Consider the following 22,017-nt stretch of genomic DNA (forward strand, 5'->3'; position numbering starts at 1 on the left):
CTACTGAACATTCTCCCTGCTCCAAGGTCAGTTATTCAGGCGCAACACACACCCTGTGTTCCTTGACTCAGAGGGTCCGTTAGATGAAAGAGTGGGAAGTCATTTTTGCCGACCAGAAGGGCGAACCGTCCACTCTGGTGTTGAAAGCCGAGCATCGTCCTAGCGAGGAAGAGGCGGCGAGGGCCATTCGTTCTCACCTGTTTCCGGTAATGGCCGAGCTGGACCTCAACGACTTCCAGGACCGCAGCATTTCCCCCACTGCACGCTGGCTGCGTGAGCACAGCGGCGTAATGATCAAAAGCATTGAGGAACAGCCCTAACCCACACGTTTGCGTGGTGCCTTGGCAGGCGCTACGCTGTCAGCAGGTGCTCGCCTATTATGCGGGCTGGCACCGCATACATTCGCGTCTTGCATCAGCTCGTACTGCCCGGCCGCTGCCGGCAGGTGCGCAGTAGCACGGAAAGTCTATCCATTGCATTATTCAGGAGGACGTTTCATGAGCAGCCAGAACGACGATATCAGCAGCAACGTCCTGCGCCAGATGAAAGCAGGCGGTTTCGACTTCACCCAGATCCACCCCATCGAGTTCTATGCCGTATTCCCCGACGAAGCCGGGGCGCGCCGTGCTGCCAGGCAGTTTCGCGGCGAATCGCTCAATGCCCAGGTGAAGGAGGGCGACGGTGGCTGGCATCTGGAACTGAGCAAGGTCATGTATGCCACCTATTGTGGGATTGGCGACTTTGAAGAGGCCTTCGAGCAGTTGGTGACGCCCTATGGCGGCGAGGTGGAGGGTTGGGGGGTCAAGCACGAGCGGCTCACGGCCTAGCAGCCCTGCGTGGCCATCATCTCAGGCACACCCGCGCCAGGCAGGGGCGGGTTTACCCTAAGCAGCCACTAACGCTTGCGCTTGGCCATATGCTGCAAATAGCCCAGCAGCGCATCCAGCTCCTTGTTGCTCAGCACGCTTTCGGCAAAGCCCGGCATCTTCGCCTGTGGCCACTGCCGCAGGCTTTGCGGGTCGCGGATCAACATGCGCAAATAACCCGGCTGAAAGTACTCGGTGGGGTTGTGCGGCACATTCAAGTCCGGCCCAACCTGCGCATCCCCCGCACCGTTCAGGCGGTGGCAGGCCATGCAGCTTTGCTGGAACAGGGCAAAGCCCTGGCGTACCGGGCTGTCGGCGGGTAGCGCCGGGTCGGGCAGCAGTGCAGGGTACCGCTGGGCTACCGGGGCGAGCTGGCGCAAGGTTACGATCTGGAACGGCCATTGCTCCGGGCGTATACCGCCGGCCTGCGCTGCTGTCCACACCAGGTAGAATGGCCCAGCGCCAGGTTTGCCTGCACCCAGCGGTGGCCAAGGCTGGTTGGGGTCTTCCACGGCCAGCCAGGCCTGCGCCGGGCCTTTCTGCAACAGCGGCGCAGCGGGCATTTCTGCGGCAAAACCGTCCAGCGCCACCGCCTGCAGGTGGTCGCTGGCGGTAACGCCAGGCAACAGCGCAGCCAACGGCACCGCCCGGTACTGCATGGGGCGTTTGTAGGCTACGTCGTGCTCGATGCGGATGGTCTGCGCTTGCGGGTGGCTGAGCAGTTCTTCGCTGCTCCACCGGCGCTGGGTAGCGCCGAGTTCAAGGTGCAGTTGTGCCGCCGACAGTGGCAGGCTCAGCAGCAGCGCAAACAGGGCAAGGCAATGGCGCATGGGTACACTCCGACCAGAGAGGCCAGCAGGTTACCTGCGCACTGCCCGTAGACGCCACTGCTGCAGTCAGCCGAACAACCGTGTCAGGTTCGGCACGATCAGCAGCAATGTGGTGGCGAATAAAATAAGCCCGGCTTGGCGTATTTTCGAATGTCTGAACATGGCGGACCGCCTTCTTGTTGTTATTCCTGAGTACCCGTTGGCTTCCTTGTCGCGCTTCGGGTCGATCGCAGTAGCGTGGTGTGGCGCCTTTACTGCCTGCCTTTTGTTAGTGGATATACAACCAACAGTAGGGTGTGCGTTATCCATGTTCGAGAACTCTTTGTTCTAATTGTCGAGATTTTGAGGCCTCATGGCTATGAGGCCATGTGCCATCTCGCTAGCATGCTCTCGCTAGACGGTGGCGCAGCCATCCACGGCGCGCCGACAAAATGTGACCGTTCGTCAGTGCCGCCTACTTGCTTGTACGTGCCTTTCGCGTCAGGCTCTACAGCAGATTCCCACCCATGTCGTTCAGGACTAATCCTATGTCGTTACGCATCTGCATCCTTGAGACCGATGTTCTGCGGCCGGAATTGACGGCGCAATACCAGGGCTACGGCAGGATGTTCGAGCAGCTGTTCTCGCGGCAGCCGATTGCCGCAGAGTTTCGTGTGTACAACGTGATGAACGGCGATTACCCCGCCGACAGCGAAGTGTTCGATGCCTACCTGGTCACGGGCAGCAAGGCAGACTCGTTTGGTACCGATGCCTGGATCCAGACGCTCAAGGCCTACCTGTTGAAGCTTTACGCCCGTGGCGAGAAATTGCTGGGTGTGTGTTTTGGCCACCAGCTGCTGGCGTTGACCCTGGGTGGCAAGGCCGAGCGTGCCGACAAGGGCTGGGGCGTGGGCATTCACCGCTACTCGCTGGCGGCGCACGCACCGTGGATGGACCCTGAGGTGTCGGAGCTGACCTTGCTGATCAGCCACCAGGACCAGGTGACCGAACTGCCGGAAGGCGCCACGGTTATTGCCTCCAGCGATTTCTGCCCGAATGCGGCGTATCACATCCGTGACCAGGTGCTGTGCTTCCAGGGCCACCCGGAGTTTGTCCACGACTACTCCCGCGCGCTGCTCGATGCGCGCCAGGAATACCTGGGCGACGAGGTGTACCAGAAGGCGGTGGCCAGCCTGGCCAGCGAGCACCAGGGCGACCTGGTGGGCGAGTGGATGTTGCGGTTCATCCAGCAACCGGTCAGCAAACACGACGCGGCGTAATGGCCGGGGGCTGCTGCACAGCAGCCCGATCGTGCCCCACGGCCGCCCCGCGGCTCAGCGCCCCATCATGTCCCGGACCATGCGCTGCTGCTCCATGATCTCGCGTTGGCGCTGGTCAATCTGCGAAGCCAGCGGGAAATTCCCGCCGGCCCGGCGCTTGGCGTAATCCAGCTGCTGGATCGCCTGGTCAAAGTCCCCCACCAAGGTGAAGTACTCTGCCCGCGCTCGGTGCAAGCCGATGGTATTGCCCGACAAACCGCGCACCTCGGCCATGTCGTACCACACGTCCGGATCATCCGGCCGGCTTTTCACCAGCTCGTCCAGCACTTTCTCGGCTTCGGCAGGCTTGTTCAGCTTCACCAGCAAATCGGCGCGCACCTGTTTCAGCGGGTAGTTGCCGGGGTATAGCTGCTGCATGCGCTCGGCGCGCTGCTGGGCATCGGCCAGGCGGTTGTTGGTGATGTCCAGGTCAATCTGCGCCAGGTTGTAGGTGATGTCGTTGGGCGCCTTGGCCAGTAGCGGCTTGAGCATTTCCCGCGCTTCGTTCAGCTGGCCGCCCTTGATCTGCGCCAGGGCCAGGCCATAGCGTGCAGCATCGAGTTTGGGGTCTTCGTCGAGCTGGGCACGGAAGCGCTTGGCCGCCAGCCCCGGGGTGCCTTCGTAGATAAGCGCCACGCGGGCGCGAATCAGCTGGTAGCGTGCGCTGTCTTCGATGCCGCCCGGTGGCGCCTGGTCGGCGCGGTTGCGGGTGTCGGCGATCCGCGACTCGGTCACCGGGTGCGTCAGCAGAAATTCCGGTGGCTTGGCGTCATAGCGATACTGGCGGGCCAGGCGCTCGAACATGGTTGGCATGTTGCGTGGGTCGTAGCCGGCCTTTTCCAGGTTCAGGATGCCGATGCGGTCCGCTTCCTGCTCATTTTGCCGCGAGAACCGGCGCTGCTCCTGAATGGCCGCCGCCTGGGTGCCGGCGATCATGCCGATGCCGGCGTCGCCAGCGCCCCCCGCCGCCAGTACGATCCCGGCCAGCAGCGCTGCCATCATCGGCAGTTGCATGCGTTGCTGGGCCTCTACGCCGCGGGCGAAGTGGCGTTGCGACAAGTGCGCCAGTTCGTGCGCCAGCACCGAGGCATATTCGCCTTCCGTCTGTGCGTTGAGGAACAGTCCGCCGTTGACCCCCACAATGCCCCCGGGCGCAGCGAAGGCGTTGAGCTCGCGGCTGTCGATGAGGATGAACTCCAGGCGCCGGTCCTGCAGCTGGCTGGTCTCGGCCAGCTTGTACACGCTGGTTTCGACATAGTCCTTGAGTTGCGGGTCGTTGAGCTGGTTGACCTGGCCGCGCAACAGGCTCAGCCAGGCGCGGCCGAGCTGGTGTTCCTGCTGCGGCGAAACGATCGCGGAGCTGGCGTCACCCAGTGATGGCAGGTCGTCAGCATGGCCGGGGAGGGCCAACAGGCAGGCCAGCGTCAGCAGGGTAGGGCGCAGTAGTTTCATGCACGAAGCTCGCGTCGGTGTCAAAGATAGCTACTGTAGCGGGCTCACACGTTGGCGACCAGTGGCGCTATCCTAGGCAGCCCTGCCAAGAAGCAGTCTGGCAATGCCTTTGGAGACCCTGCAATGAGTGACACCCTGACCTGCGACGCCGTACTCGACGCCAGCGGGCTGAATTGCCCTTTGCCGCTGCTCAAGGCCAAGATGGAGCTCAACCGCCTGGCCAGCGGCGCGGTGCTCAAGGTGATCGCCACCGACACCGGCTCGCAGCGCGACTTCCGCACTTTCGCCACGTTGGCCGGTCATACCCTGCTGCAGGAAACGGCCGAGGCCGGCACCTACACCTACTGGCTGCGCAAGGCCTGAGTCTTTACCAAGGATCGTCAATGTTCAAAGTGCTTCGCGACTGGGTGCAGCGCTACTTCTCCGATGAAGAGGCGGTGGTGCTGGCGGTCTTGCTGTTCCTGGCGTTCACGGCCGTGCTAACCCTGGGTGGCATGCTCGCGCCGGTGCTGGCGGGCATGGTGCTGGCGTTCCTCATGCAAGGCCTGGTCAATGCCCTGGAGCGCTTGCGGGTGCCTACGCGGTTGGCAGTGATGCTGGTATTTGCCCTGTTCATGGGGGCGCTGGCGCTGTTCATGCTGGTGTTGGTGCCGCTGTTGTGGCACCAGCTGATCACCCTGTTCAACGAGCTACCGGGCATGCTCGGCAAGTGGCAGTCGTTGTTGCTGTTGTTGCCCGAGCGTTACCCACACCTGGTGTCGGACGAGCAGGTGCTGCATGCCATCGAATCGGTGCGCGGTGAAATCGGCAAGTTTGGCCAATGGGCGCTGACTTTTTCGCTGTCCAGCTTGCCGTTGCTGGTCAATGCCATGATCTACCTGGTGCTGGTGCCGATCCTGGTGTTCTTCTTCCTCAAGGACCGCGAACTCATCGGCCGCTGGGTCAGTGGCTACCTGCCACGCCAGCGCACCCTGTTGAACCGGGTGGGTAGCGAGATGAACCGGCAGATCGCCAACTACATCCGTGGCAAGGGCATCGAGATTCTGATCTGCGGCATTGCCACCTACATCGCGTTCATCAGCCTCGGGCTCAACTATGCTGCGCTGCTGGCGTTGCTGGTGGGGCTGTCGGTGGTGGTGCCCTATGTGGGCGCGGTAGTGGTAACGGTGCCGGTCACGCTGATTGCACTGTTCCAGTGGGGCTGGGGCGATCAGTTCATCTACCTGATGACGGTGTACGCGATCATCCAGGCGCTGGATGGCAACGTGCTGGTGCCGCTGCTGTTTTCCGATGCCGTGAGCCTGCACCCGGTGGCGATCATTTGCGCGGTGTTGTTGTTTGGCGGGCTGTGGGGGTTCTGGGGGATCTTTTTCGCCATCCCGCTGGCGACCCTGATCAAGGCTGTGCTGGATGCCTGGCCGCGGCAGGAGCCTATTGTGTCACCGATGCTGTAAATTTGGGGCTGCTTTGCAGCCCATCGCGACACAAGGCCGCTCCTACAGGCATCGCGATTTCCGATGATGCCGGCCCGGCCCCGCAGTACTGCCGGCCGCCCCCGCCCGGCGTAGGAGCGGCCTCGTGTCGCGAAAGGGGCGCAAAGCGCCCCCAACCATCTCAAGCCTTGTTCAGTGCCTGAGCTGCTGCCAACACGGCATCCACATGCCCGGGCACCTTCACCCCACGCCATTCCTGGCGCAGCACACCGTCCTTGTCGACCAGGAAGGTGCTGCGATCCACGCCCATGTACTCCTTGCCATACAGCTTCTTCAGCTTGATCACGTCGAACAGCTGGCACAGGGCCTCGTCCTTGTCGCTGATCAGCTCGAACGGGAAGCCTTGCTTGGCCTTGAAGTTCTCGTGCGACTTGATGCCGTCACGCGACACGCCGAACACCACGGTGTTGGCCGCGGCAAAGGCTTCATGCTGGTCGCGGAAGCCCTGGCCTTCGGTGGTGCAGCCCGGGGTGCTGTCCTTCGGGTAGAAGTACAGCACCACCTGCCGGCCCTTGAGGTCGGCCAGGCTCACGGTTTGCCCGCCGGTGGCCTGGGCCTGGAAGTGCGCTACAGGTTGGTCGAGTGCTACAGCCATGATCGCTTCCTTACATTGGGTTCTGTGGGCGCCATGGCTCGATCAGCGCATCGAGGTTCAGGGCGTCGGCAAAGTCCAGGAACTGGTCACGCAGCCAGCTGATTTGCGTGCCGGCCGGCAAAATGACGGTGAACTGGGCATTGAGCATGCTGCTGCCGGTCTGCGGCGCCAGGTAGGTATCGCACGTCATGGCTTCCAGCTCGACTCGGTGGTCGAGGAAGAACTGGCACAGCTCGTTGATGATGTCCGGGCGGTAGGCGGCGCTGACGTAGGCTACATAAGGCAGGGCCTGCGGGCGTACCTCCTGGTCGGCGCTGCGCACCACGTCCAGGGTCAGGCCGTGCTTCTTGCCCAGGCTTGGCAACATGGCTTCAAGGCGGGCCAGGGCGTCCCAGCTGCCGCCTACCTGCAGCACCAGGGCGCTGGTTTCGCCGTGGCGGCTCAGGCGCGAGGTAACCACCGCGCAACGGTTTTCGAAAGCAGCGCGGCTGAGGACGTTGGCCAGTTCCATGGGGTTGGGCCCCAAGGCACTGATGACGAGGAATTGTTCGCGGACGGTGGGGGTGGACATGCAGCATTCCTAAAGCGATGAGCGGTCGGTACAGGACGGGAGAAAGCCTCCAGTCGGCAGGGCCCGGGGCTCGCATGCGAGGTCTTGGACGCTGGCCGGGAGCAAGGTCGACGGCCCGGCGGGCCGCGCTGCACCGATCAAAGCATCAAGGGTAGCGAAATAAGGCGCCGAGGGGAATGCTCCGCCCGCCTGCTTCGCTTGTGCAAGGCCGATGCCCCCAGTACCATTACCGCTCTCTTTTTCCGGCAGGAGCAGTTACATGATTGCGGGCAGTATGGTGGCATTGGTCACACCCATGGATGCACAAGGGCGTGTTGACTGGGGCAGCCTCGACAAACTTGTAGACTTCCACCTGGAAAACGGCACCCATGCGATCGTCGCTGTCGGCACCACCGGTGAGTCGGCCACGCTCGATGTCGAAGAGCACATCCTGGTCATCAAGCATGTTGTCGAGCGCGTCAAGCGCAGCAACAAGCCCATCCCGGTCATCGCCGGTACCGGTGCCAACTCCACTGCCGAAGCCGTGCACCTGACCCAGAACGCCAAGAATGCCGGCGCCGATGCCTGCCTGCTGGTGGTGCCGTACTACAACAAGCCAACGCAAGAAGGCCTGTACCAGCACTTCAAGCACATTGCCGAAGCCGTCGACATCCCGCAGATCCTCTACAACGTGCCGGGCCGTACCTCCTGCGACATGCAGGCCGAGACCGTGATCCGCCTGTCGACTGTGCCGAACATCATCGGTATCAAGGAAGCCACCGGCGACCTGGCCCGTGCCAAGGCCATCTTGGAAGGCGTTGCCAGCGACTTCATCGTCATGTCTGGCGATGACCCGACCGCTGTCGAGTTGATCCTGATGGGCGGCAAGGGCAACATCTCCGTCACCGCCAACGTCGCCCCGCGCGAAATGGCCGATATGTGCGAGGCCGCCCTTGCGGGCGATGCCGAGAAGGCCCGCGCTATCAACGAAAAACTCATGCCACTGCACAAAGAGCTGTTCTGCGAAGCCAACCCCATCCCGGTGAAGTGGGCGCTCGTTGAAATGGGCCTGATGAAAAAGGGTATTCGCCTGCCGCTGACCTGGCTCAGCGAAGGTTGCCACGACAAAGTCCGTACTGCCTTGCGCCAGTCCGGCGTACTGGTTTAAGAGGAAGTACACCGCATGAAGCGACTGGCTGGTCTTTCTGCCCTTGCCCTGATTATCTCCAGCACCAGTGGGTGTGGCTGGCTGTGGGGCGAGGATGGCTATTTCCGCGACCGCGGCAGCGACTACCTGCAGGCGCACCCTACCGCGCCCATGCAGCTGCCGCCGGACGCCAGCAACGTCAAGCGGCTCGACCCGCTGTTGCCAATTCCGCGTAACGTCGCCGATGACAACGTCACGGGCGAGTACGAAGTGCCGCGGCCGCAACCGTTGACCGGTGGCGCTGGCCAGGTCACCGACTACAGCCTGCAGCGCAGCGGCAGCAGCCGTTGGGTGCTGGCCCAGCACTCGCCGGCCGAGGTGTGGCCGGTGGCCCACCAGTTCTTCGAGGACAACGGCTTCCGTATCGACGAAGAGCGCCCGCAGACCGGTGAATTCAACACCAGTTGGCAGCGCTTCGACGAGCTGTCGGCATCGCTCGGCCAGCGCCTCGCCAGCACTGCCAGCAGCGCTGACAGCGAAGTGCGCGTACGTGTGCGCATGGAGCCTGGCGTGCAACGCAACACCTCCGAGGTGTATGTGGTCAGCGTCGAGCGCCCGGCCGGCAGCACCGCCGAGCCTGCGTTCCCGTCCACCTCCGCCAATGCCGGCGCCGATGCCCTGCTGGTCGACGAAATGCTGGCCAGCATGAACCGCAGCGCCGAGAAGGGCGGTTCGGTATCGCTGCTGGCTGAGCGTGATTTCGACGCGCCAAGCCGCGTCAGCCTGAGCGAGGACGGCAGCGGTAACCCGGTACTCTACCTGGGCTCCGACCTGGACCGCGCCTGGTCGGGTGTAGGCCGCGCCCTGGAGCAGGGTGGCCAGTGGCGTGTCGAGGACATCAACCGCAGCCTGGGCTTGTACTACATCAACCTGTCGGAAAAGCCTGAAGACAAGCAGAACCAGCCGGGCTTCTTCGGCCGCCTGTTCGGCAGCGAGCCCACCAAGGAAGAGCGTGAAGCCCGTGCCGAGCGCTACCAGGTCCGCCTGAGCAAGGTGGGTGAAAGCGTGCAGGTCACCGTCGAGAAAAACATCAACACCGTGGCGCCGCCCGATGTCGCTCGCCGTGTGCTGAGCGCCATTCAGGACCACTTGGGCTAAGTGCGCTTCGCGGTACTCGGAAGCGGCAGCCAAGGGAACGGCACGCTGATCGCCAGTGGTGACACGTTCATCCTGGTCGATTGCGGGTTTTCCCTGCGCGAAACCGAGCGGCGCCTGGCGCTGCTCGGGGTTTCGCCGGCGCAACTCAGTGCTGTGCTGGTCACCCACGAACATGCCGACCACGTGCATGGGGTCGGCTTGCTGTCACGGCGCTACAATGTACCGGTCTACCTCAGCCAAGGCACCTTGCGCGGCATGCGCAAGCCGGTGGAGGTGGCCGGTTTTCTCGCCTGTGGCCAACGCCTGCATATCGGCAGCCTGCAAGTGAACGCCGCGCGGGTAGAGCACGACGCCTACGAGCCCTTGCAATATGTGGTCAGTGACGGCAAGCGCCGTTTTGGCATGCTCACCGACCTGGGGTCGTACGACGCGCTGTTGCTGGAACGCTACCAAGGCCTGGATGCACTGCTGATCGAGGCCAACCACTGCCGCGACCTGCTGGCGCGCGGTCACTACCCGGCGTTCTTGAAGCGGCGGGTAGGGGGCATGCAAGGGCATTTGAACAATCACCAGGCCGCGCGCCTGGTGCACGAGTTGGGCTGGAACAACCTGCAGCACTTGGTGCTGGCCCACCTCAGCAGCAAGAACAACCTGCCACATCTGGCGCGCCAGTGCTTTGTCGACACCCTCGGGTGCGACCCGGACTGGCTCCAGGTGGCGAATCAGGAACACGGGCTCGACTGGCGCGAAATCGCCTAGCCCAACACCTCAAGCAAGCGGAGCCCAATCATGGAAAAACGCGACGAACTCTACCGCGGCAAGGCCAAATCGGTTTACAAGACCGATGACGCCGACCGCTTGATCCTGCTGTTCCGTAACGACACGTCGGCGTTCGACGGCAAGCGCATCGAACAGCTCGACCGTAAAGGCATGGTGAACAACAAGTTCAACGCCTTCATCATGCAAAAGCTGGAAGAAGCCGGCGTGCCGACCCAGTTCGACAAGCTGCTGGGCGACAACGAATGCCTGGTCAAGAAGCTGGACATGATCCCGGTCGAATGCGTAGTGCGTAACTACGCGGCCGGCAGCCTGGTCAAGCGCCTGGGCGTTGAAGAAGGCATCAAGCTGGAGCCGTCCACCTTCGAGCTGTTCCTGAAAAACGACGAGAAAGGCGACCCGTTCATCAACGAGTCCCACGTTGTCGCGTTCGGCTGGGGCACCGCCGAGCAGTTGGCGGAAATGAAAAAGCTGTCGTTGAAGGTCAACGAGGTGCTGAGCAAGCTGTTCGATGACGCCGGCCTGCTGCTGGTCGACTTCAAGCTGGAGTTCGGCGTATTCCACGGCCAGATCGTGCTGGGTGACGAGTTCAGCCCAGACGGTTGCCGCCTGTGGGACAAAGAAACCCGCAAGAAGATGGACAAGGACCGCTTCCGCCAGGGCCTGGGCGACGTGATCGAAGCCTACGAAGAAGTTGCCAAGCGCCTGGGCGTGCCGCTGTAAGCGGTGCGTTCACGCAAGCGCCTGATACCACGCGATTTTTTTTAAAAAAAGGTTTGCGTTTTAAAAGAACGCTGGTATGATGCGCGGCATTGGAGAGATGCCGGAGTGGTCGAACGGGACGGATTCGAAATCCGTTGTACTGGCAACAGTACCTAGGGTTCAAATCCCTATCTCTCCGCCATATTAAAGGCCCCGAGCGCTTACAGCCCTCGGGGCCTTTTTCATTTGGGGGAATTTTGGGGGAATGGGGGAGCGTGTATTTCCCCCAAGCGTTCGCTACCATTTCCCCCATGGCCTACTACGAGAAGCGCGGGGACGCCTGGCGCGCCCAGATCCGCCGCAAAGGATATCCAACCCTTTCCGCCACCTTTGACACTAAGGCAGAAGCCCAGCGATGGGCCGCCGAGATCGAGGGTGGCATGTCGCGTGCGCGTTTTGTCGACATGCGCGAGGCCGAGAGCACCGCGCTTGCCGAGGCCCTGGACCGATACCTGTCGGAGGTCACTTCCACCAAGAAGGGCGCCAAGCAGGAGCAGGTCCGCATCAAGAAGTGGAAAGAGCACAAGCTGGCCAGCAAAGGCCTAGCAGCCATTCGCTCGAGCGACATGGCCGCATATCGCGATGCTGAGCTCAAGGAAGGCAAGTCGACGGCAACTGTCCGCCTCAACCTGGCGGTGATCAGCCATCTCTACACGGTGGCCACCAAGGAATGGGGTATCGAAGGACTGACCAACCCGTGCCGAGCTATCCGGATGCCCAAAGGCAGCAAGAAAAGGGATCGGCGCCCCACGCCGGCGGAGCTCACCGCGCTGTACAAGGCAGCCGGCCAGATGAATGCCCAGCTTCCGGTGTTCATTGAGCTGGCGGTGGAGACGGCGATGCGCCGGTCTGAGCTGTTGATGCTGCGTCGCGACCAGGTGCGCGGCAAAGTGGCCTACCTGGAAGACACCAAGAACGGCGAGCGGCGCGCCGTGCCATTGTCCTCCCGGGCGATCGCACTGCTGGAGGGGCTGCCCACGCCGATCGGTGGTGGCCGGTACTTCAACCTGGCGCTCAACACGATCAGCAACTACTTCCCCCGCGCCTGTGCAGCTGTAGGAGTCGAAGGCCTACGCCTTCACGACCTACGCCATGAGGCAACCAGTCGTTTCTTCGAGCGCGGTTTCAGCATGATGGAAGTCGCGAGCATCACCGGCCACAAAACGCTGGCGATGCTCAAGCGATATACTCACCCTAGTCCTCAGGACTTAGCTGAGAAGTTGGGTTGACTATGTTGATTTGCAGCGTTTGCGCATTTTGAGATAAAGCGCGTTTAAGGCGATCATCGCTACGGCTCCACCGAACGGCGTCAATCCTGCGCAGAATACTTTGGCAGCTGCTGCGAAAACATCCCAAGATACTTCGCAGACATTCGTGCTTTTGTTGGATTGGATGAAGTCGCGGATTGCGTTTAGCACATCATTCTTTGTGCTCATTATTGAAGCGTTGCCTGCTCCTGGCGAGCCTGCAGTTACTGGCGTCGGCGAGACGAATGCTGGATCTTTAAAAAGCTCTTCTAGCGTCCCAATTAACTCGCCTATGGACTGTAGATCTTCGCCAGTTATTTCTTCTGGTTTTACTTCTTCAAGCAGAACTTGGTCCGTCATTTTGCCACCTCTATGAAATTGAAATATTGGTGGAGGGGCACTACTTGAGCCCGCCATCGCTGGCTTATTTGGTATAGCTGATGCGCTAAACTCTTGCGCGCATGCCGACGAGCGGATAGCTCAAGCCGCCCGGAGCCTTGGTGGATCTTTCCGTTTCCGTCCTGGTTTCGCCTTCTGGTGCTCGCCGTCCCGAAACTCGCGGAGGAACTTGCGCACGTCCTCTTTCAGCCAGCAGTGCCGGTTGCCCATCTTGAAACTCTTGGGCAGCCACGGCACGCCTCGGTGAATCCCCTCCCTGATTGACGCCTCGGTGCGGCCAAGCAGCTTGGCCAAGCCATCGACCGTCAGCACCTCAGTCTCTTCGCTCATATCTTCCTCCCGGCCTGGCGCGTCAGGTTTTGATTGTCACGCTGAACTGTCACGTCAGGTTCGTTTCGCTGGCGGTAGGGATGGCTTCGACTCAATGAAGGAGCTGGCCGGGTTGTCGCCGCCGATGTGGCGGAAGTAGTCGATCTCAACCTTTGCGCTTTCAATCAGCACACGACTGATATCCGATACTGACTGGGCCCGCTGGACCTCCTTGGCCAATTTGTCGTCATCGGCCTCACGCACCGCTTGGAGCTGGGCGAACAGGTGGTCTCGAAGGTCGCTGAGCTTAATTTTCATTCCTAGTCTTCCTCTTGATCTCTTTTTTCAGTTCGTTCTGCAGGTGGAGGATGTCAACGATCTCCTCCGGCAGTCCTCGGTAGCGGTGGTTGTTGCGCAATTGGTGCTCGGCTCGCGTTCGCAGGCAAAGGTTATCGAGGTTGACGTTCTGGGCGTTCCCATCCTTTGCCGCGACGATCATTCCTTCGGGGACTGGGCCGTTTACCTACTCCCAGGTATGGACATGCAGCGGCTTCCACACATCTGGCTGAGCGATCTTGATTAGGGTGTAGCGGCCTTTACGATGGGTAGCGCCTATCGGTCTAGGATCTTGGCCCGGCGATTCTCCCCGGGCTTCACATGCAGCCAGAAAGATCCGTCGATGTGTTTCTGATCGATGTGCCTCGGTCTTACTCGGGCCGAACAGGTTGGCCCGCAGTGTGATCGCGGTCTTCGTGCGTTCTGGCAACAACACGAGCATTTCCTTGTTCGTTCGGGTCGGATAGAACTGGCGAAGTACAGCGTCTTCCGCCTCACTCCAGCGCTTGACTGGCCCGCGCCTAGTCATGGCTTGCTCCGGCCTGTAGTTCTCCGATAACCGATTGGATGCCGGCCTGAGGCAGTGCCGGGCCAGAAAATTTCCGGGCCGGCTCTGCAACCTGCATAGACGGGATCTTTGCGGCCGATCTCGATACTACCGAGTTGACCCGGCCGCGACCCCGCTTGAGCCCCATCGATTCGATGATCTCCATCGCTGCCTGGCTGACATCGCGATTGCTCATGAGCACCCCCGGAAGTGGTCGGCCAGCACTCGGCGCCCATCCAGGCCACAAGCGGCAGACAGGTCGAGCACTTGGCCAAAGGTGGTTTGGCGCTGCTGCAGAGCATCCCGCAGCAGGAGCAGCAGGCCATCGTGGCGGACTGGCACGGCTCGCGGGCCATTCAAGGGTTCGAGCAATACGCCAAGGCCTGGATCATCCAGGGCGGCGCCAAGAACAAGCACGCCCATAAGCTCCTGTGCGAGCTGTTTGGCCTGGATACCGACCCAACGCCCCGGAGGGCTGCATGAAAAAACGGACCTACGTGGATAAGCCGCTGGGCGACACCGAGTACATGCTTGAGCAGTGGGGGAGGTGGCGGATGGATGGGATGGGGGGCGCGTTACACCTCGCAGATCTATGCCCTCATGCGTGACAACACGCCGTCGCAGGGCGGGGTCAAGGAGTACGTGATCACGGACGAGCTGGCCCTGGCGGTTGATGGTGCCGTAGCCAGGCTGACAAAGCGCGATGCTCAGATGGGCGGTTTTATCTGGCTGTACTTCGGCGCGAAGTGGCCTGCCCTGCGAGTAGGCCGGGGGAACGGCCTTAGCGAGGCTAAGGCTCGGGAGTTGATCAAGGCAGGTGTTGCATGGATCGATTGCGCGCCAGGTAGCCTTTAATAGCGCCACACGTAAGATAATCGGGAATCGCTTTTGCGGCAGATCCGGCCGCAAAAGCATTAACCAAGAGGTGGCAACACTTTATAGTGAATGACCAATAAGTCGTCACATCCGTTGCTCATCCTGTGCCAGCTGCGTTTCGTTGTGATTCTGCACTGAATGTCAAATTTCACTCCGACATGGACGTTCTCTATAGTGAGCGCGAGACGAGGGGTGTCCTTCCTGGTATTAAGTGGCTTTGTGGATGTCCACAGTATTTCGTAAGAGGCTGGATCGTAAGTTGGGTCGATTTCAAGTTCTACTGTTAAAGTGTCGCCTGGGCGCAGGTAAGTAGAGGGCGAGGATGTGAAGTTTTTGTATATGCCTCCGCTTTGGCTGTTACCTAATTCTGATCGAGTGAAAGTTTTTCCAAAGGAGTCTGTGATTCGGAGGATTAAAGGGACATCATATTCCTGTTGCATGCCGATCAGCCTATAGTGGTCTTTCAGTGAGTCCATTACATCATTGCTGTAGCAAATAACCTGTTCTGCTGCTCTCAAGCTAATTGGGTTAGCATGGGCCAGATTGTTGCGAGGTGTGAGAATTCTCGACAGAAATGTCTTTGCTTCTTCACGTCCATCAGGAAAGGCTTTAGCGAGGGGAGTTTTGAAATGAGTCTTGAAGAGCTCTGGTTTACATATAATTTCAATCGCTTCCTCTAAAAGCACGGCATCAATTTTTCTAGGATATCTTGAAGGCTCTTTACGTTGGCGGGTTTCAGCGATTCTTGCAGTCTCTTTTTTTATCAGACGGTTGCCATTGGTATCCTCATAACTGAAGTAGTCACCATAAATGCCATTAAGAGAATCATCAATCAGTCGGCGTAACCAGTGTTCCAATGACTCGATTTTATTCTTGCAGATCGCACGCAGTTCCGATTCCGACAGGTGGGAAAATAGGCTAGTCATAAGGCTTGCTTCTTGTTTGACGACAGACGAAAAAATCCTTTCCGCGCGGATAAATACCTGTTTTCATAGCAGCGTGTCCAGCTTGCAAGAGACGCGACACAGAGAAACCCCGGCCATTGAGTCGGGGTTTTTGTTGTGCTGCCGTCCGGCTAGAATCCTCTCCTCATCTACGGAATGACTCGAGGCTGGCATGAAGCGCGACATGAAACTGGTGTTCGATTTGTTGGTTTTCATTGAGACCACGGTCACCCTGGAAGGGCCGACTCATTTTGAGCTCATGCAAGAGCTCTGCACTGCCCGAGGCGTCTGGGAGAGCGATGAGGCTGAGGAAGCGCTGGTTGAGGAAATCTTGTACCAACTGCAAATCCTTGAAACAGGCGGCCTTGTAGTGAAGACGGAAGTAGATCCAATTGGAGACAGTCCGGATGTGATCTACTACCAGCTGACTTGGCGTGGTCATGATCAGCTCGACTCCATGCGCAAGGTGTTTAAATTCGGCTGACGCAACACTTCTCTGATTTCTGAGGCCCCGCCACCGTGCGGGGCTTTTTCTTTTGTGCGGATGACATGCCCAGGTAGCTGGGCTAAGTCGGTAGTGGCGTCGATCAAAGCCGTGCGCTCCCTGATCGTCTACGCGATGAGAGTCTGGGTACGTGACCCAGCGATCCAGATCAATAAGTCGGGAAGCGCCGGACCTCCGCAACTAATTACCTGGCTAGGGAATCCCGGCAGTTCTGGCCAGAAGTCGTATCCCGATGGAGATGGCTTGGTTCATGGCCTCTTTCGCTGCTCCGGTAGCACCATTTTTCGCGGCGGTTGAAAGCCGATCTCCCAATGTTTCGCTTCCCAGGGAAGGCGTCGGTACGTGCTTAAGTGCCTGCAGGCCGTATGAAGTGAGCACATACGTGGACTGGAAGTGCCCACCATCCTTTTTTAGGATGAAACCAGAGTGAGCCAGCCAGGCCAAACTCGCCTCGAAAAATTCGGTCTCCGGGTCTCGTTCCCCCTGCGTAACTGAGTCCTCGCTCACTGGATCGTAACTCAGGACTTCAAGCTCTGTGAGCCTAGCGACCTTAGGGGTCACAGCCGTGGGTATCGGGAACGCCTGGTATAGGTGCGCCAGTATGTCCGCGCTGATTTCATCGAAACGCTCAATGTTTGTTTTCGCCATGTTTTCGTCCTGATGGTGTCGCTGAAGCCTTGACGATAGCACCCAGCCACTGCCGCCATGTGCGAGCTTTTTTTGTTCATAGCTCCCCGCAACGGGAGGAATCGAGACGGTCCATATGCCAGAGAAAGTTCCCGGCCTGTGGGCCGGCCTGATTGCCTGGGTGCTTGCCCACCAGCCCCAACTTGGCGCCGCCAGCCTGTCCGTTGCCATCGCCGTTCTGCGGGGAGTGTATGGCGTTGGCACCCGCCGGCAGATGTTCTTGGAGGGCGCCTTGTGCGGCCTCATCACCCTGGCCCTGGTGCCGTTGCTCGAATGGATGGGCCTGCCACAGGGCATGGCCACCTTTGCCGGCGGCATGGTCGGATTCATGGGTGTGGAGAAGCTTCGCGGCTACTCCGACCTGTTTCTGTCTCGCAAGGCTCAAGGCTGATGGCCTGCGACGGATGTTACGAAGCCTTCAGGCCAGGCGAAGCAATGCGGGTGCTGGTGGACGATGGCGTGCAGTTGGTTATCTGCAAGAGGCCTGGCCCTTGGCGATTTGAGTACAGGTACTACTTCTATGCCGAGGGCGGTGGCGTCACCCAGATCCCAACTGAAGGTACGTGGCTTCTGGATCCTGGCAAAAGGGTAGTGACTGATGGCCTGTAGTGGATGCGCCGCCCGGCGCGAATGGATCAACAAGTGGACGAAGGTGGCGTATGAGCGAGCCAGATCACTCTTCGATGGTAACCCTGGCCGAAGTCAAGGTGACACCGGAACAGATGGCGATGATCCAGCAGAACCAGGAGGCGTTCCTGTCGATCTTCAAGCAGATGCTGGCCGAGCATGCCAAGACCAATGAACTGCTGGCCTGCTTCCTCCAAGCGCTGGCCGAAGATCAGGGCGCTGAGCCTGATCCCGACCAGGCGCCTCAAACCTACTTGAGCGGCGATTGGCTGGATGGGCTGAACAAGCGTTTCAAGATCCCGCAAGAGGCCATGCCGAGCATGCGGGAGGCGGCGGGCGGTTACTCCTCTCTTGCAGATAATGCGAAGAAAGCCGGTGAGCGCGTCTCGGCATACACCAAGGAGCTGAACAGCGCGAGGGAGACAACCAACGCGGCCGGGGATGCTGACGCCAAGGCCACCTCGGCCGGTCAGACGTACCTGGACACGCTGGACAAGCAGTTGGCCACCCTCAAGGACAAGACCGCCGTCGAAGCCGCCGAGCGCTTTATCACAGACAACAAGATCAAGACCGAGAGCGACCTGGCCAAGCAGATCCGGGAGCGGGCAAAGGCCGTCGACGCGCAAAAAGAGGCCGACAAGGCGGCGACTCAGGAAACCAAGGACGGTACGAAGGCGGCTTCGCAACTTGCTCAGATGCTGGACAAGGCCGCGAAGTCGCACCTGCAGTTGAAAAAGACCTACGATCCGGTGGGCGCTGCGGCAGATGAGTTCAAGTTGCAGGTGCAAGACCTGGATCTGTTGCTCTCCAAAAACAAGATCACCACAGAGGAATACGGCCTCGGTATCGCTGCACTGGCCGACCAGTTCAATTCTGCCGTCCAGGCTTCCACAGGACTGTCACAGGCCATGAAGTACCAGGCCGATCTTGAGCGCCAGTTGGCGATCGCTCGGCAGCAAGGTGACGCGGCCGCCGCTGCGATTGGGATGGGTGACAAGCAGTCCAGTCGTGCCCAGTCTCGCCTAGCGCTCGAGCAGGAGAACAACAACAAGATTCTGGCTCTCCGGGACGAGCTGGCCGCCGCCTCGACCGAAAAGCAGCGGCAGGAGCTGGAGAAGCAAATCGCCTTGAGGCAGGAGTACGGCGCGAAGCTGGTGCAGGCGCAGGAAGACAGCTTCGCGAAGATCGATGCCGCCCAGGCCGACTGGAGCAATGGCGCGTCAGCTGCGCTTGAAAACTACCTCGACAGCGCCGCCGACGTAGCCGGCCAGACGCAGGAGTTATTCTCCAATGCTTTCAGCAACCTTGAGGACGGGGTCACCCAGTTCGTGAAAACGGGCAAATTCGAGTTCAAGGACTTCGCAGATTCGATCATCGAGGACCTGATTCGCATCCAGATACGCCAGGCGGCAGCGGGCTTTTTGGGGACCGCATTCAGCTTCCTTGGAGGCGGCGGCTCAGCTCTCGGCCAGGGCATCATGACCGGGTTCAGCGAGGTCATTCCCAACGCCAAAGGTGGCGTTTACGACTCACCCAGCTTGTCCTCATTCTCCAACCATGTGCATGACAGCCCACAGATGTTCGCCTTCGCCAAGGGCGCGGGAATCTTTGCCGAGGCCGGGCCCGAGGCGATCTTGCCGCTTCATCGCGGCCCTGATGGCTCGCTAGGCGTAATGGCCGCTGGTGCAGGAGGTGGTGGTAATGAATCCCCGTTCTCCTTTGGCGGCATCACGCAGAATTTCCACTTCCATGGTGGGGCCGGCGCATCCAAGGAAGACCTAGAGAAGGCGGCGTTCAAAGGGGCCAATGGCGGATACGAATTGATCCTCCGCGACTTCAAAACCAATGGCGCCGCCGCCAAATGCTGTCCAGGCGATAGGAGAGACGATGAAAATTACCGATCTGGATCTAGAAGAAATGATCGTGCAGATAGCCGGGGCAGTGTCGCCTTTTGTGTTTGGTGGTCTAGGCCCAGGAACCTCGGCAAAGACCTACATCGAGCGCGCCAGCCTGCAGGGAGAGGTGATGGGAAGGATTCTGGCCGTGCTGATGGTGGAGGAGGTTTGCGGCGATGCGGTGGCCAACAAGCTCGAGTCGTGCATCGGCCACATGCAGGAGCAAATCTTGAAGCAGCTTCGCTCGAAAATGGTCGGAGCGGTCAAGTCTGCCTGAGACTGGCGACATGCCACAAGCGTTGATCCTGGTCAGAAAAATATGGGGGGCATCATTTGTGAGGATACCCCGATTAACTTTATTTAGTTTATTGAACCACCCAAGGTGTTAAACAGCTCGTCAATAGAGGGGGTTGAGTCAATGTGCGGCTGTCTATTGTCTTTCCATCTTTCATATTCGTGTGAAGCTTGCTCGTCTTGATAGGCTTCTAGCTCGCCTATTTTTTCTGAAATCCACATTCGCTCTAGCGATACGTCCACTTCAATGGCTTCTCCCAAAGTAGTTAAGTTTTCCTCAAAAGACTCACAGTCCGATACGGATTCTATCTCGGACAGCTCATCTTTGAAGTTTTCGTCAAGGTATCGCTCTATTATTTCGCCTAATTGCTTAGTCCGAGAATGGCACGAACGTTGGGGGAGGATTTCGAGGAGTGTGCATAGCTCGCTTGACTGCGGGTTGATCTGTGCGTGTTCTAATAATAGGTCGATAATTTTGTCGAGGAAATGGTCTCTATCGTTTGCGAGTAGAGACTTGTTCGTGTGGAGCTTTTTAAATACTTCCGCTCCACGAATGATATTCGGTTCTGATCCTGTGGACCAATCATTTACCAAGGTTTGGAGCGCTTCGAGCGCAATTTCCTGCATGCGGTCGGTGCATATTGTAGCGGCTATTTGCAATATTAGATCGGCTCGCCCTTCACGAGAATTGGAAAAGTAGTAGTAGATGTCGGGCTGATGTTCAATCACGCTCTTGGATTTTGTGAGTCTTTCAAGGGTCGCTTCTAAAATGTTCGACTCACGCAATAGGAATTCAGAAATGGTGGTGTTTCCGGAAGCTTGGGACAATGCCCATATGCGGTGGAGTTGAGGGAATCGGTCAATAGCCTGCATCAAGTCCCTCAGGTTAGATGTGTCCTGTCGAATCACTTCGTTCAACATATCTAAAACTGACGGGTTAATGAATTCTAATTTTGTGTCCAGGCGAACAAAGGAACCGCTGACTTCAACTAGCGATTTTCTCCAATCGCTGGGCTGGCTACGGAATCCATAATGTTTTGAACGGATGCGGTGAAGGGTGCTGTAACACCTCTCCAAATTCTTCAGATCTGTTTTTCCGCCACATAGATAGAGAGATAACAGTGTGGTTCTGGCGGCGTCGCTAATCTGATTTTCGTAAGCGTAAGACCAAATCTCTGCTGGGTTGTCCAGTAAGTTTTCTATAAAGTTCTGATATTGGTCTGCAGGAGTTGATCTAATTCGATGGTACGAGGATAGCCACTCTATGAGTCGAGGATTGAATTTTGCGTGTTTTACTATGGTTGAATAATAGCGGTCTTTTATAAGGGCTGCGATATATTCGCGGGGGAGGTCGCTGAAATATATATGGTTGTAGAGGATCAAGGCTCGTTGGATCTGGCTGTAATCTGATATTTCAAGAATGCAATGCTTGTCTATTATTGTTGAGTGTTTGAGCTTCTCTGAAATCGCTATTGCTTGCCTAAGGATATGCTCGCGGGTGGTCATGATCAGAGCCGCATTTGTTGAGCGTTGCACTAACTCAATGAAATCGAGAATTTCTCTATCTTCGTTGCGAGTGAATGATGATCCGCTCTCCCCGAGGAACGTAGCCCCTATGAAATCATCATAATAGAATATCTGTTTTTTCCCTTTCTGAAAGCGCTCTCGACCACTCCGAAAGCCGTCCACAATAGAAATTACTTCATAACCCTTTTCTAGGTAGTAGAATAGCAACATCTTGGCCAGGCTGGTTTTACCTACCCCGGGCGCACCAGAGATGATGGCGACGTGCTCTGTTTCCAACATGCGTAGCGCTCTGGGAAAAGCCTCGCTACTGACATAACGTTGTATATCTCTGTGTACACGCTGGACGTCGAATTCACTTTGAGTTACTGATGCATTATGAATTACGCGATCGAGAACTACTTTGCTAGCGAGCCATAGTTTGTAGTGCGTCATCTCTACGCTCGGGAATAGAGTGAGGAGATTATTTATATCGTTTTGGCTGATTATGTCTTCGGTGGTGAGGTATGGGTCAAATATTTCGACTATGTCATCTTTATTGCCGGGTGTAAGTCCGACAGAGGTTACCAGGATATATCTGGTGGGACTAAGCGCCTGGACTTTTTTGGCTTCTTTGCTAAGGCTGCTGAGTAGGCCGGGAAATCCTGTTCCGTTGTAATGCTTGCATTGGACAATCGTATTTTGAGAGCCGCGTGAAATACGGAAATCAATCCCCCCGTCTTTTCCAGACTTGAAAGATTCTAAAATTATCTTGTCACGCGCTTGGATGAGGTCTCGGGCAAGCTCCTCGAAATCGTATGGGGAAAGCTGCTTGAAATCGTAGGTAGGCATGTTTTGGCGTCCGTCCAGCTGGGCTCTTCCTCGTTGCGCAGGTAGACATTCGATCTTTAGCGCAACCG

General features: G+C 58.5%; 26 protein-coding genes, 1 tRNA gene and 1 pseudogene. 16 read left to right on the forward strand and 12 right to left on the reverse strand.

Features of this window, described 5'->3' with window-relative positions:
- Positions 1 to 83: 83 nt before the first annotated feature.
- A complete protein-coding gene (locus tag K4A76_RS06775; RefSeq protein ID WP_009682021.1) occupies positions 84 to 320 on the forward strand; it encodes a hypothetical protein in 237 nt (78 codons plus the stop codon).
- Positions 321 to 497: 177 nt separating this feature from the next.
- A complete protein-coding gene (locus tag K4A76_RS06780) occupies positions 498 to 827 on the forward strand; it encodes a ribonuclease E inhibitor RraB (RefSeq protein ID WP_054881731.1) in 330 nt (109 codons plus the stop codon).
- Positions 828 to 895: 68 nt separating this feature from the next.
- On the opposite strand, the gene K4A76_RS06785 is transcribed toward K4A76_RS06780, so the two are convergent.
- Positions 896 to 1,696 carry a cytochrome c gene (locus tag K4A76_RS06785; RefSeq protein ID WP_274411781.1) on the reverse strand — a complete coding sequence of 267 codons (801 nt, stop codon included), beginning with the start codon at positions 1,694 to 1,696 and terminating at the stop codon, positions 896 to 898.
- A gap of 66 nt (positions 1,697 to 1,762) precedes the next feature.
- Positions 1,763 to 2,005 carry a hypothetical protein gene (locus K4A76_RS06790; RefSeq protein ID WP_125920340.1) on the reverse strand — a complete coding sequence of 81 codons (243 nt, stop codon included), beginning with the start codon at positions 2,003 to 2,005 and terminating at the stop codon, positions 1,763 to 1,765.
- 218 nt (positions 2,006 to 2,223) lie between these two features.
- On the opposite strand from K4A76_RS06790, the gene K4A76_RS06795 reads away from it, so the two are divergent.
- Positions 2,224 to 2,955 carry an amidotransferase gene (locus tag K4A76_RS06795; RefSeq protein WP_029887109.1) on the forward strand — a complete coding sequence of 244 codons (732 nt, stop codon included), beginning with the start codon at positions 2,224 to 2,226 and terminating at the stop codon, positions 2,953 to 2,955.
- A gap of 54 nt (positions 2,956 to 3,009) precedes the next feature.
- Here the strand turns inward: K4A76_RS06795 and K4A76_RS06800 are convergent, their stop codons facing one another.
- Positions 3,010 to 4,446 (reverse strand): M48 family metalloprotease, encoded by a 1,437-nt coding sequence (locus tag K4A76_RS06800; RefSeq protein ID WP_029887110.1) that lies wholly within the window; start codon positions 4,444 to 4,446, stop codon positions 3,010 to 3,012.
- A 123-nt stretch (positions 4,447 to 4,569) separates the two neighbouring features.
- Between K4A76_RS06800 and K4A76_RS06805 the strand changes: the two genes are divergently transcribed.
- Together K4A76_RS06805 and K4A76_RS06810 are read left to right on the forward strand one after the other, a co-directional pair.
- Positions 4,570 to 4,809, forward strand: a complete 240-nt coding sequence (locus K4A76_RS06805) for a sulfurtransferase TusA family protein (protein ID WP_009682015.1) — start codon at positions 4,570 to 4,572, stop codon at positions 4,807 to 4,809.
- Positions 4,810 to 4,829: 20 nt separating this feature from the next.
- Entirely contained in the window at positions 4,830 to 5,900 is a 1,071-nt protein-coding gene (locus tag K4A76_RS06810; protein ID WP_274411782.1) for an AI-2E family transporter, read from the forward strand.
- 160 nt (positions 5,901 to 6,060) lie between these two features.
- Here the strand turns inward: K4A76_RS06810 and K4A76_RS06815 are convergent, their stop codons facing one another.
- Both K4A76_RS06815 and K4A76_RS06820 read right to left on the reverse strand, forming a co-directional pair.
- Positions 6,061 to 6,534 carry a peroxiredoxin gene (locus K4A76_RS06815; protein ID WP_274411783.1) on the reverse strand — a complete coding sequence of 158 codons (474 nt, stop codon included), beginning with the start codon at positions 6,532 to 6,534 and terminating at the stop codon, positions 6,061 to 6,063.
- Positions 6,535 to 6,544: 10 nt separating this feature from the next.
- Positions 6,545 to 7,105: a glycine cleavage system protein R gene (locus tag K4A76_RS06820; RefSeq protein ID WP_009682012.1), complete on the reverse strand. Its 561-nt coding sequence runs from the start codon at positions 7,103 to 7,105 to the stop codon at positions 6,545 to 6,547.
- Between the two features lie 259 nt (positions 7,106 to 7,364).
- Here K4A76_RS06820 and dapA point away from each other — a divergent pair, with 259 nt between their 5' ends.
- The 6 genes from dapA (at position 7,365) to K4A76_RS06850 (ending at position 12,157) form a co-directional block, all read left to right on the forward strand.
- Entirely contained in the window at positions 7,365 to 8,252 is an 888-nt protein-coding gene (dapA, locus tag K4A76_RS06825; protein WP_009682011.1) for a 4-hydroxy-tetrahydrodipicolinate synthase, read from the forward strand.
- Between the two features lie 15 nt (positions 8,253 to 8,267).
- The gene (bamC, locus tag K4A76_RS06830) at positions 8,268 to 9,389 is read left to right on the forward strand and encodes an outer membrane protein assembly factor BamC (protein WP_274411784.1); all 1,122 of its coding nucleotides are present in this window, start codon (positions 8,268 to 8,270) and stop codon (positions 9,387 to 9,389) included.
- The gene (locus K4A76_RS06835; protein WP_274411785.1) at positions 9,390 to 10,148 is read left to right on the forward strand and encodes an MBL fold metallo-hydrolase; all 759 of its coding nucleotides are present in this window, start codon (positions 9,390 to 9,392) and stop codon (positions 10,146 to 10,148) included. It abuts the gene before it with no gap.
- A 30-nt stretch (positions 10,149 to 10,178) separates the two neighbouring features.
- Positions 10,179 to 10,889, forward strand: a complete 711-nt coding sequence (gene purC / locus K4A76_RS06840; protein WP_004375217.1) for a phosphoribosylaminoimidazolesuccinocarboxamide synthase — start codon at positions 10,179 to 10,181, stop codon at positions 10,887 to 10,889.
- A gap of 91 nt (positions 10,890 to 10,980) precedes the next feature.
- Positions 10,981 to 11,070, forward strand: a tRNA-Ser gene (locus tag K4A76_RS06845).
- 109 nt (positions 11,071 to 11,179) lie between these two features.
- Positions 11,180 to 12,157 carry an integrase gene (locus K4A76_RS06850; protein ID WP_274411786.1) on the forward strand — a complete coding sequence of 326 codons (978 nt, stop codon included), beginning with the start codon at positions 11,180 to 11,182 and terminating at the stop codon, positions 12,155 to 12,157.
- Here the strand turns inward: K4A76_RS06850 and K4A76_RS06855 are convergent, their stop codons facing one another.
- The 4 genes from K4A76_RS06855 to K4A76_RS06870 form a co-directional block, all read right to left on the reverse strand.
- Positions 12,158 to 12,535 carry a hypothetical protein gene (locus K4A76_RS06855; protein ID WP_274411787.1) on the reverse strand — a complete coding sequence of 126 codons (378 nt, stop codon included), beginning with the start codon at positions 12,533 to 12,535 and terminating at the stop codon, positions 12,158 to 12,160.
- A gap of 120 nt (positions 12,536 to 12,655) precedes the next feature.
- Complete coding sequence (locus K4A76_RS06860) at positions 12,656 to 12,904, reverse strand: hypothetical protein (RefSeq protein WP_274411788.1); 249 nt, start codon at positions 12,902 to 12,904, stop codon at positions 12,656 to 12,658.
- A 54-nt stretch (positions 12,905 to 12,958) separates the two neighbouring features.
- Positions 12,959 to 13,201 carry a hypothetical protein gene (locus tag K4A76_RS06865; protein WP_274411789.1) on the reverse strand — a complete coding sequence of 81 codons (243 nt, stop codon included), beginning with the start codon at positions 13,199 to 13,201 and terminating at the stop codon, positions 12,959 to 12,961.
- On the reverse strand, positions 13,191 to 13,382 hold the full coding sequence (locus K4A76_RS06870; protein ID WP_274411790.1) for an HNH endonuclease: 192 nt from the start codon (positions 13,380 to 13,382) through the stop codon (positions 13,191 to 13,193). The genes K4A76_RS06865 and K4A76_RS06870 overlap by 11 nt, the downstream gene beginning before the upstream one ends.
- Before the next feature lie 651 nt (positions 13,383 to 14,033).
- Between K4A76_RS06870 and K4A76_RS06875 the strand changes: the two genes are divergently transcribed.
- Both K4A76_RS06875 and K4A76_RS06880 read left to right on the forward strand, forming a co-directional pair.
- Positions 14,034 to 14,249, forward strand: a complete 216-nt coding sequence (locus K4A76_RS06875; RefSeq protein ID WP_274412327.1) for a hypothetical protein — start codon at positions 14,034 to 14,036, stop codon at positions 14,247 to 14,249.
- A pseudogene (locus K4A76_RS06880) lies at positions 14,246 to 14,621 on the forward strand (antiterminator Q family protein). Before K4A76_RS06875 ends, K4A76_RS06880 begins: the two are co-directional and overlap by 4 nt.
- Positions 14,622 to 14,680: 59 nt before the next feature.
- On the opposite strand, the gene K4A76_RS06885 reads toward K4A76_RS06880, so the two are convergent.
- Positions 14,681 to 15,568 carry a hypothetical protein gene (locus K4A76_RS06885; protein ID WP_274411791.1) on the reverse strand — a complete coding sequence of 296 codons (888 nt, stop codon included), beginning with the start codon at positions 15,566 to 15,568 and terminating at the stop codon, positions 14,681 to 14,683.
- Between the two features lie 202 nt (positions 15,569 to 15,770).
- Between K4A76_RS06885 and K4A76_RS06890 the strand changes: the two genes are divergently transcribed.
- The gene (locus K4A76_RS06890) at positions 15,771 to 16,070 is read left to right on the forward strand and encodes a DUF2513 domain-containing protein (protein ID WP_274411792.1); all 300 of its coding nucleotides are present in this window, start codon (positions 15,771 to 15,773) and stop codon (positions 16,068 to 16,070) included.
- Positions 16,071 to 16,283: 213 nt separating this feature from the next.
- Here the strand turns inward: K4A76_RS06890 and K4A76_RS06895 are convergent, their stop codons facing one another.
- Positions 16,284 to 16,739 carry a hypothetical protein gene (locus K4A76_RS06895; RefSeq protein WP_274411793.1) on the reverse strand — a complete coding sequence of 152 codons (456 nt, stop codon included), beginning with the start codon at positions 16,737 to 16,739 and terminating at the stop codon, positions 16,284 to 16,286.
- Positions 16,740 to 16,854: 115 nt separating this feature from the next.
- On the opposite strand from K4A76_RS06895, the gene K4A76_RS06900 reads away from it, so the two are divergent.
- Positions 16,855 to 17,169, forward strand: a complete 315-nt coding sequence (locus K4A76_RS06900; protein WP_274411794.1) for a phage holin, lambda family — start codon at positions 16,855 to 16,857, stop codon at positions 17,167 to 17,169.
- Between the two features lie 268 nt (positions 17,170 to 17,437).
- Positions 17,438 to 19,603, forward strand: a complete 2,166-nt coding sequence (locus K4A76_RS06905; protein ID WP_274411795.1) for a phage tail tape measure protein — start codon at positions 17,438 to 17,440, stop codon at positions 19,601 to 19,603.
- Between the two features lie 57 nt (positions 19,604 to 19,660).
- Here the strand turns inward: K4A76_RS06905 and K4A76_RS06910 are convergent, their stop codons facing one another.
- A complete protein-coding gene (locus K4A76_RS06910; RefSeq protein WP_274411796.1) occupies positions 19,661 to 21,949 on the reverse strand; it encodes a restriction endonuclease in 2,289 nt (762 codons plus the stop codon).
- Between the last annotated feature and the right edge of the window lie 68 nt (positions 21,950 to 22,017).

It is taken from the genome of Pseudomonas sp. NEEL19, from assembly GCF_028751975.1.
GTDB classification, from domain to species: domain Bacteria; phylum Pseudomonadota; class Gammaproteobacteria; order Pseudomonadales; family Pseudomonadaceae; genus Aquipseudomonas; species Aquipseudomonas juntendi.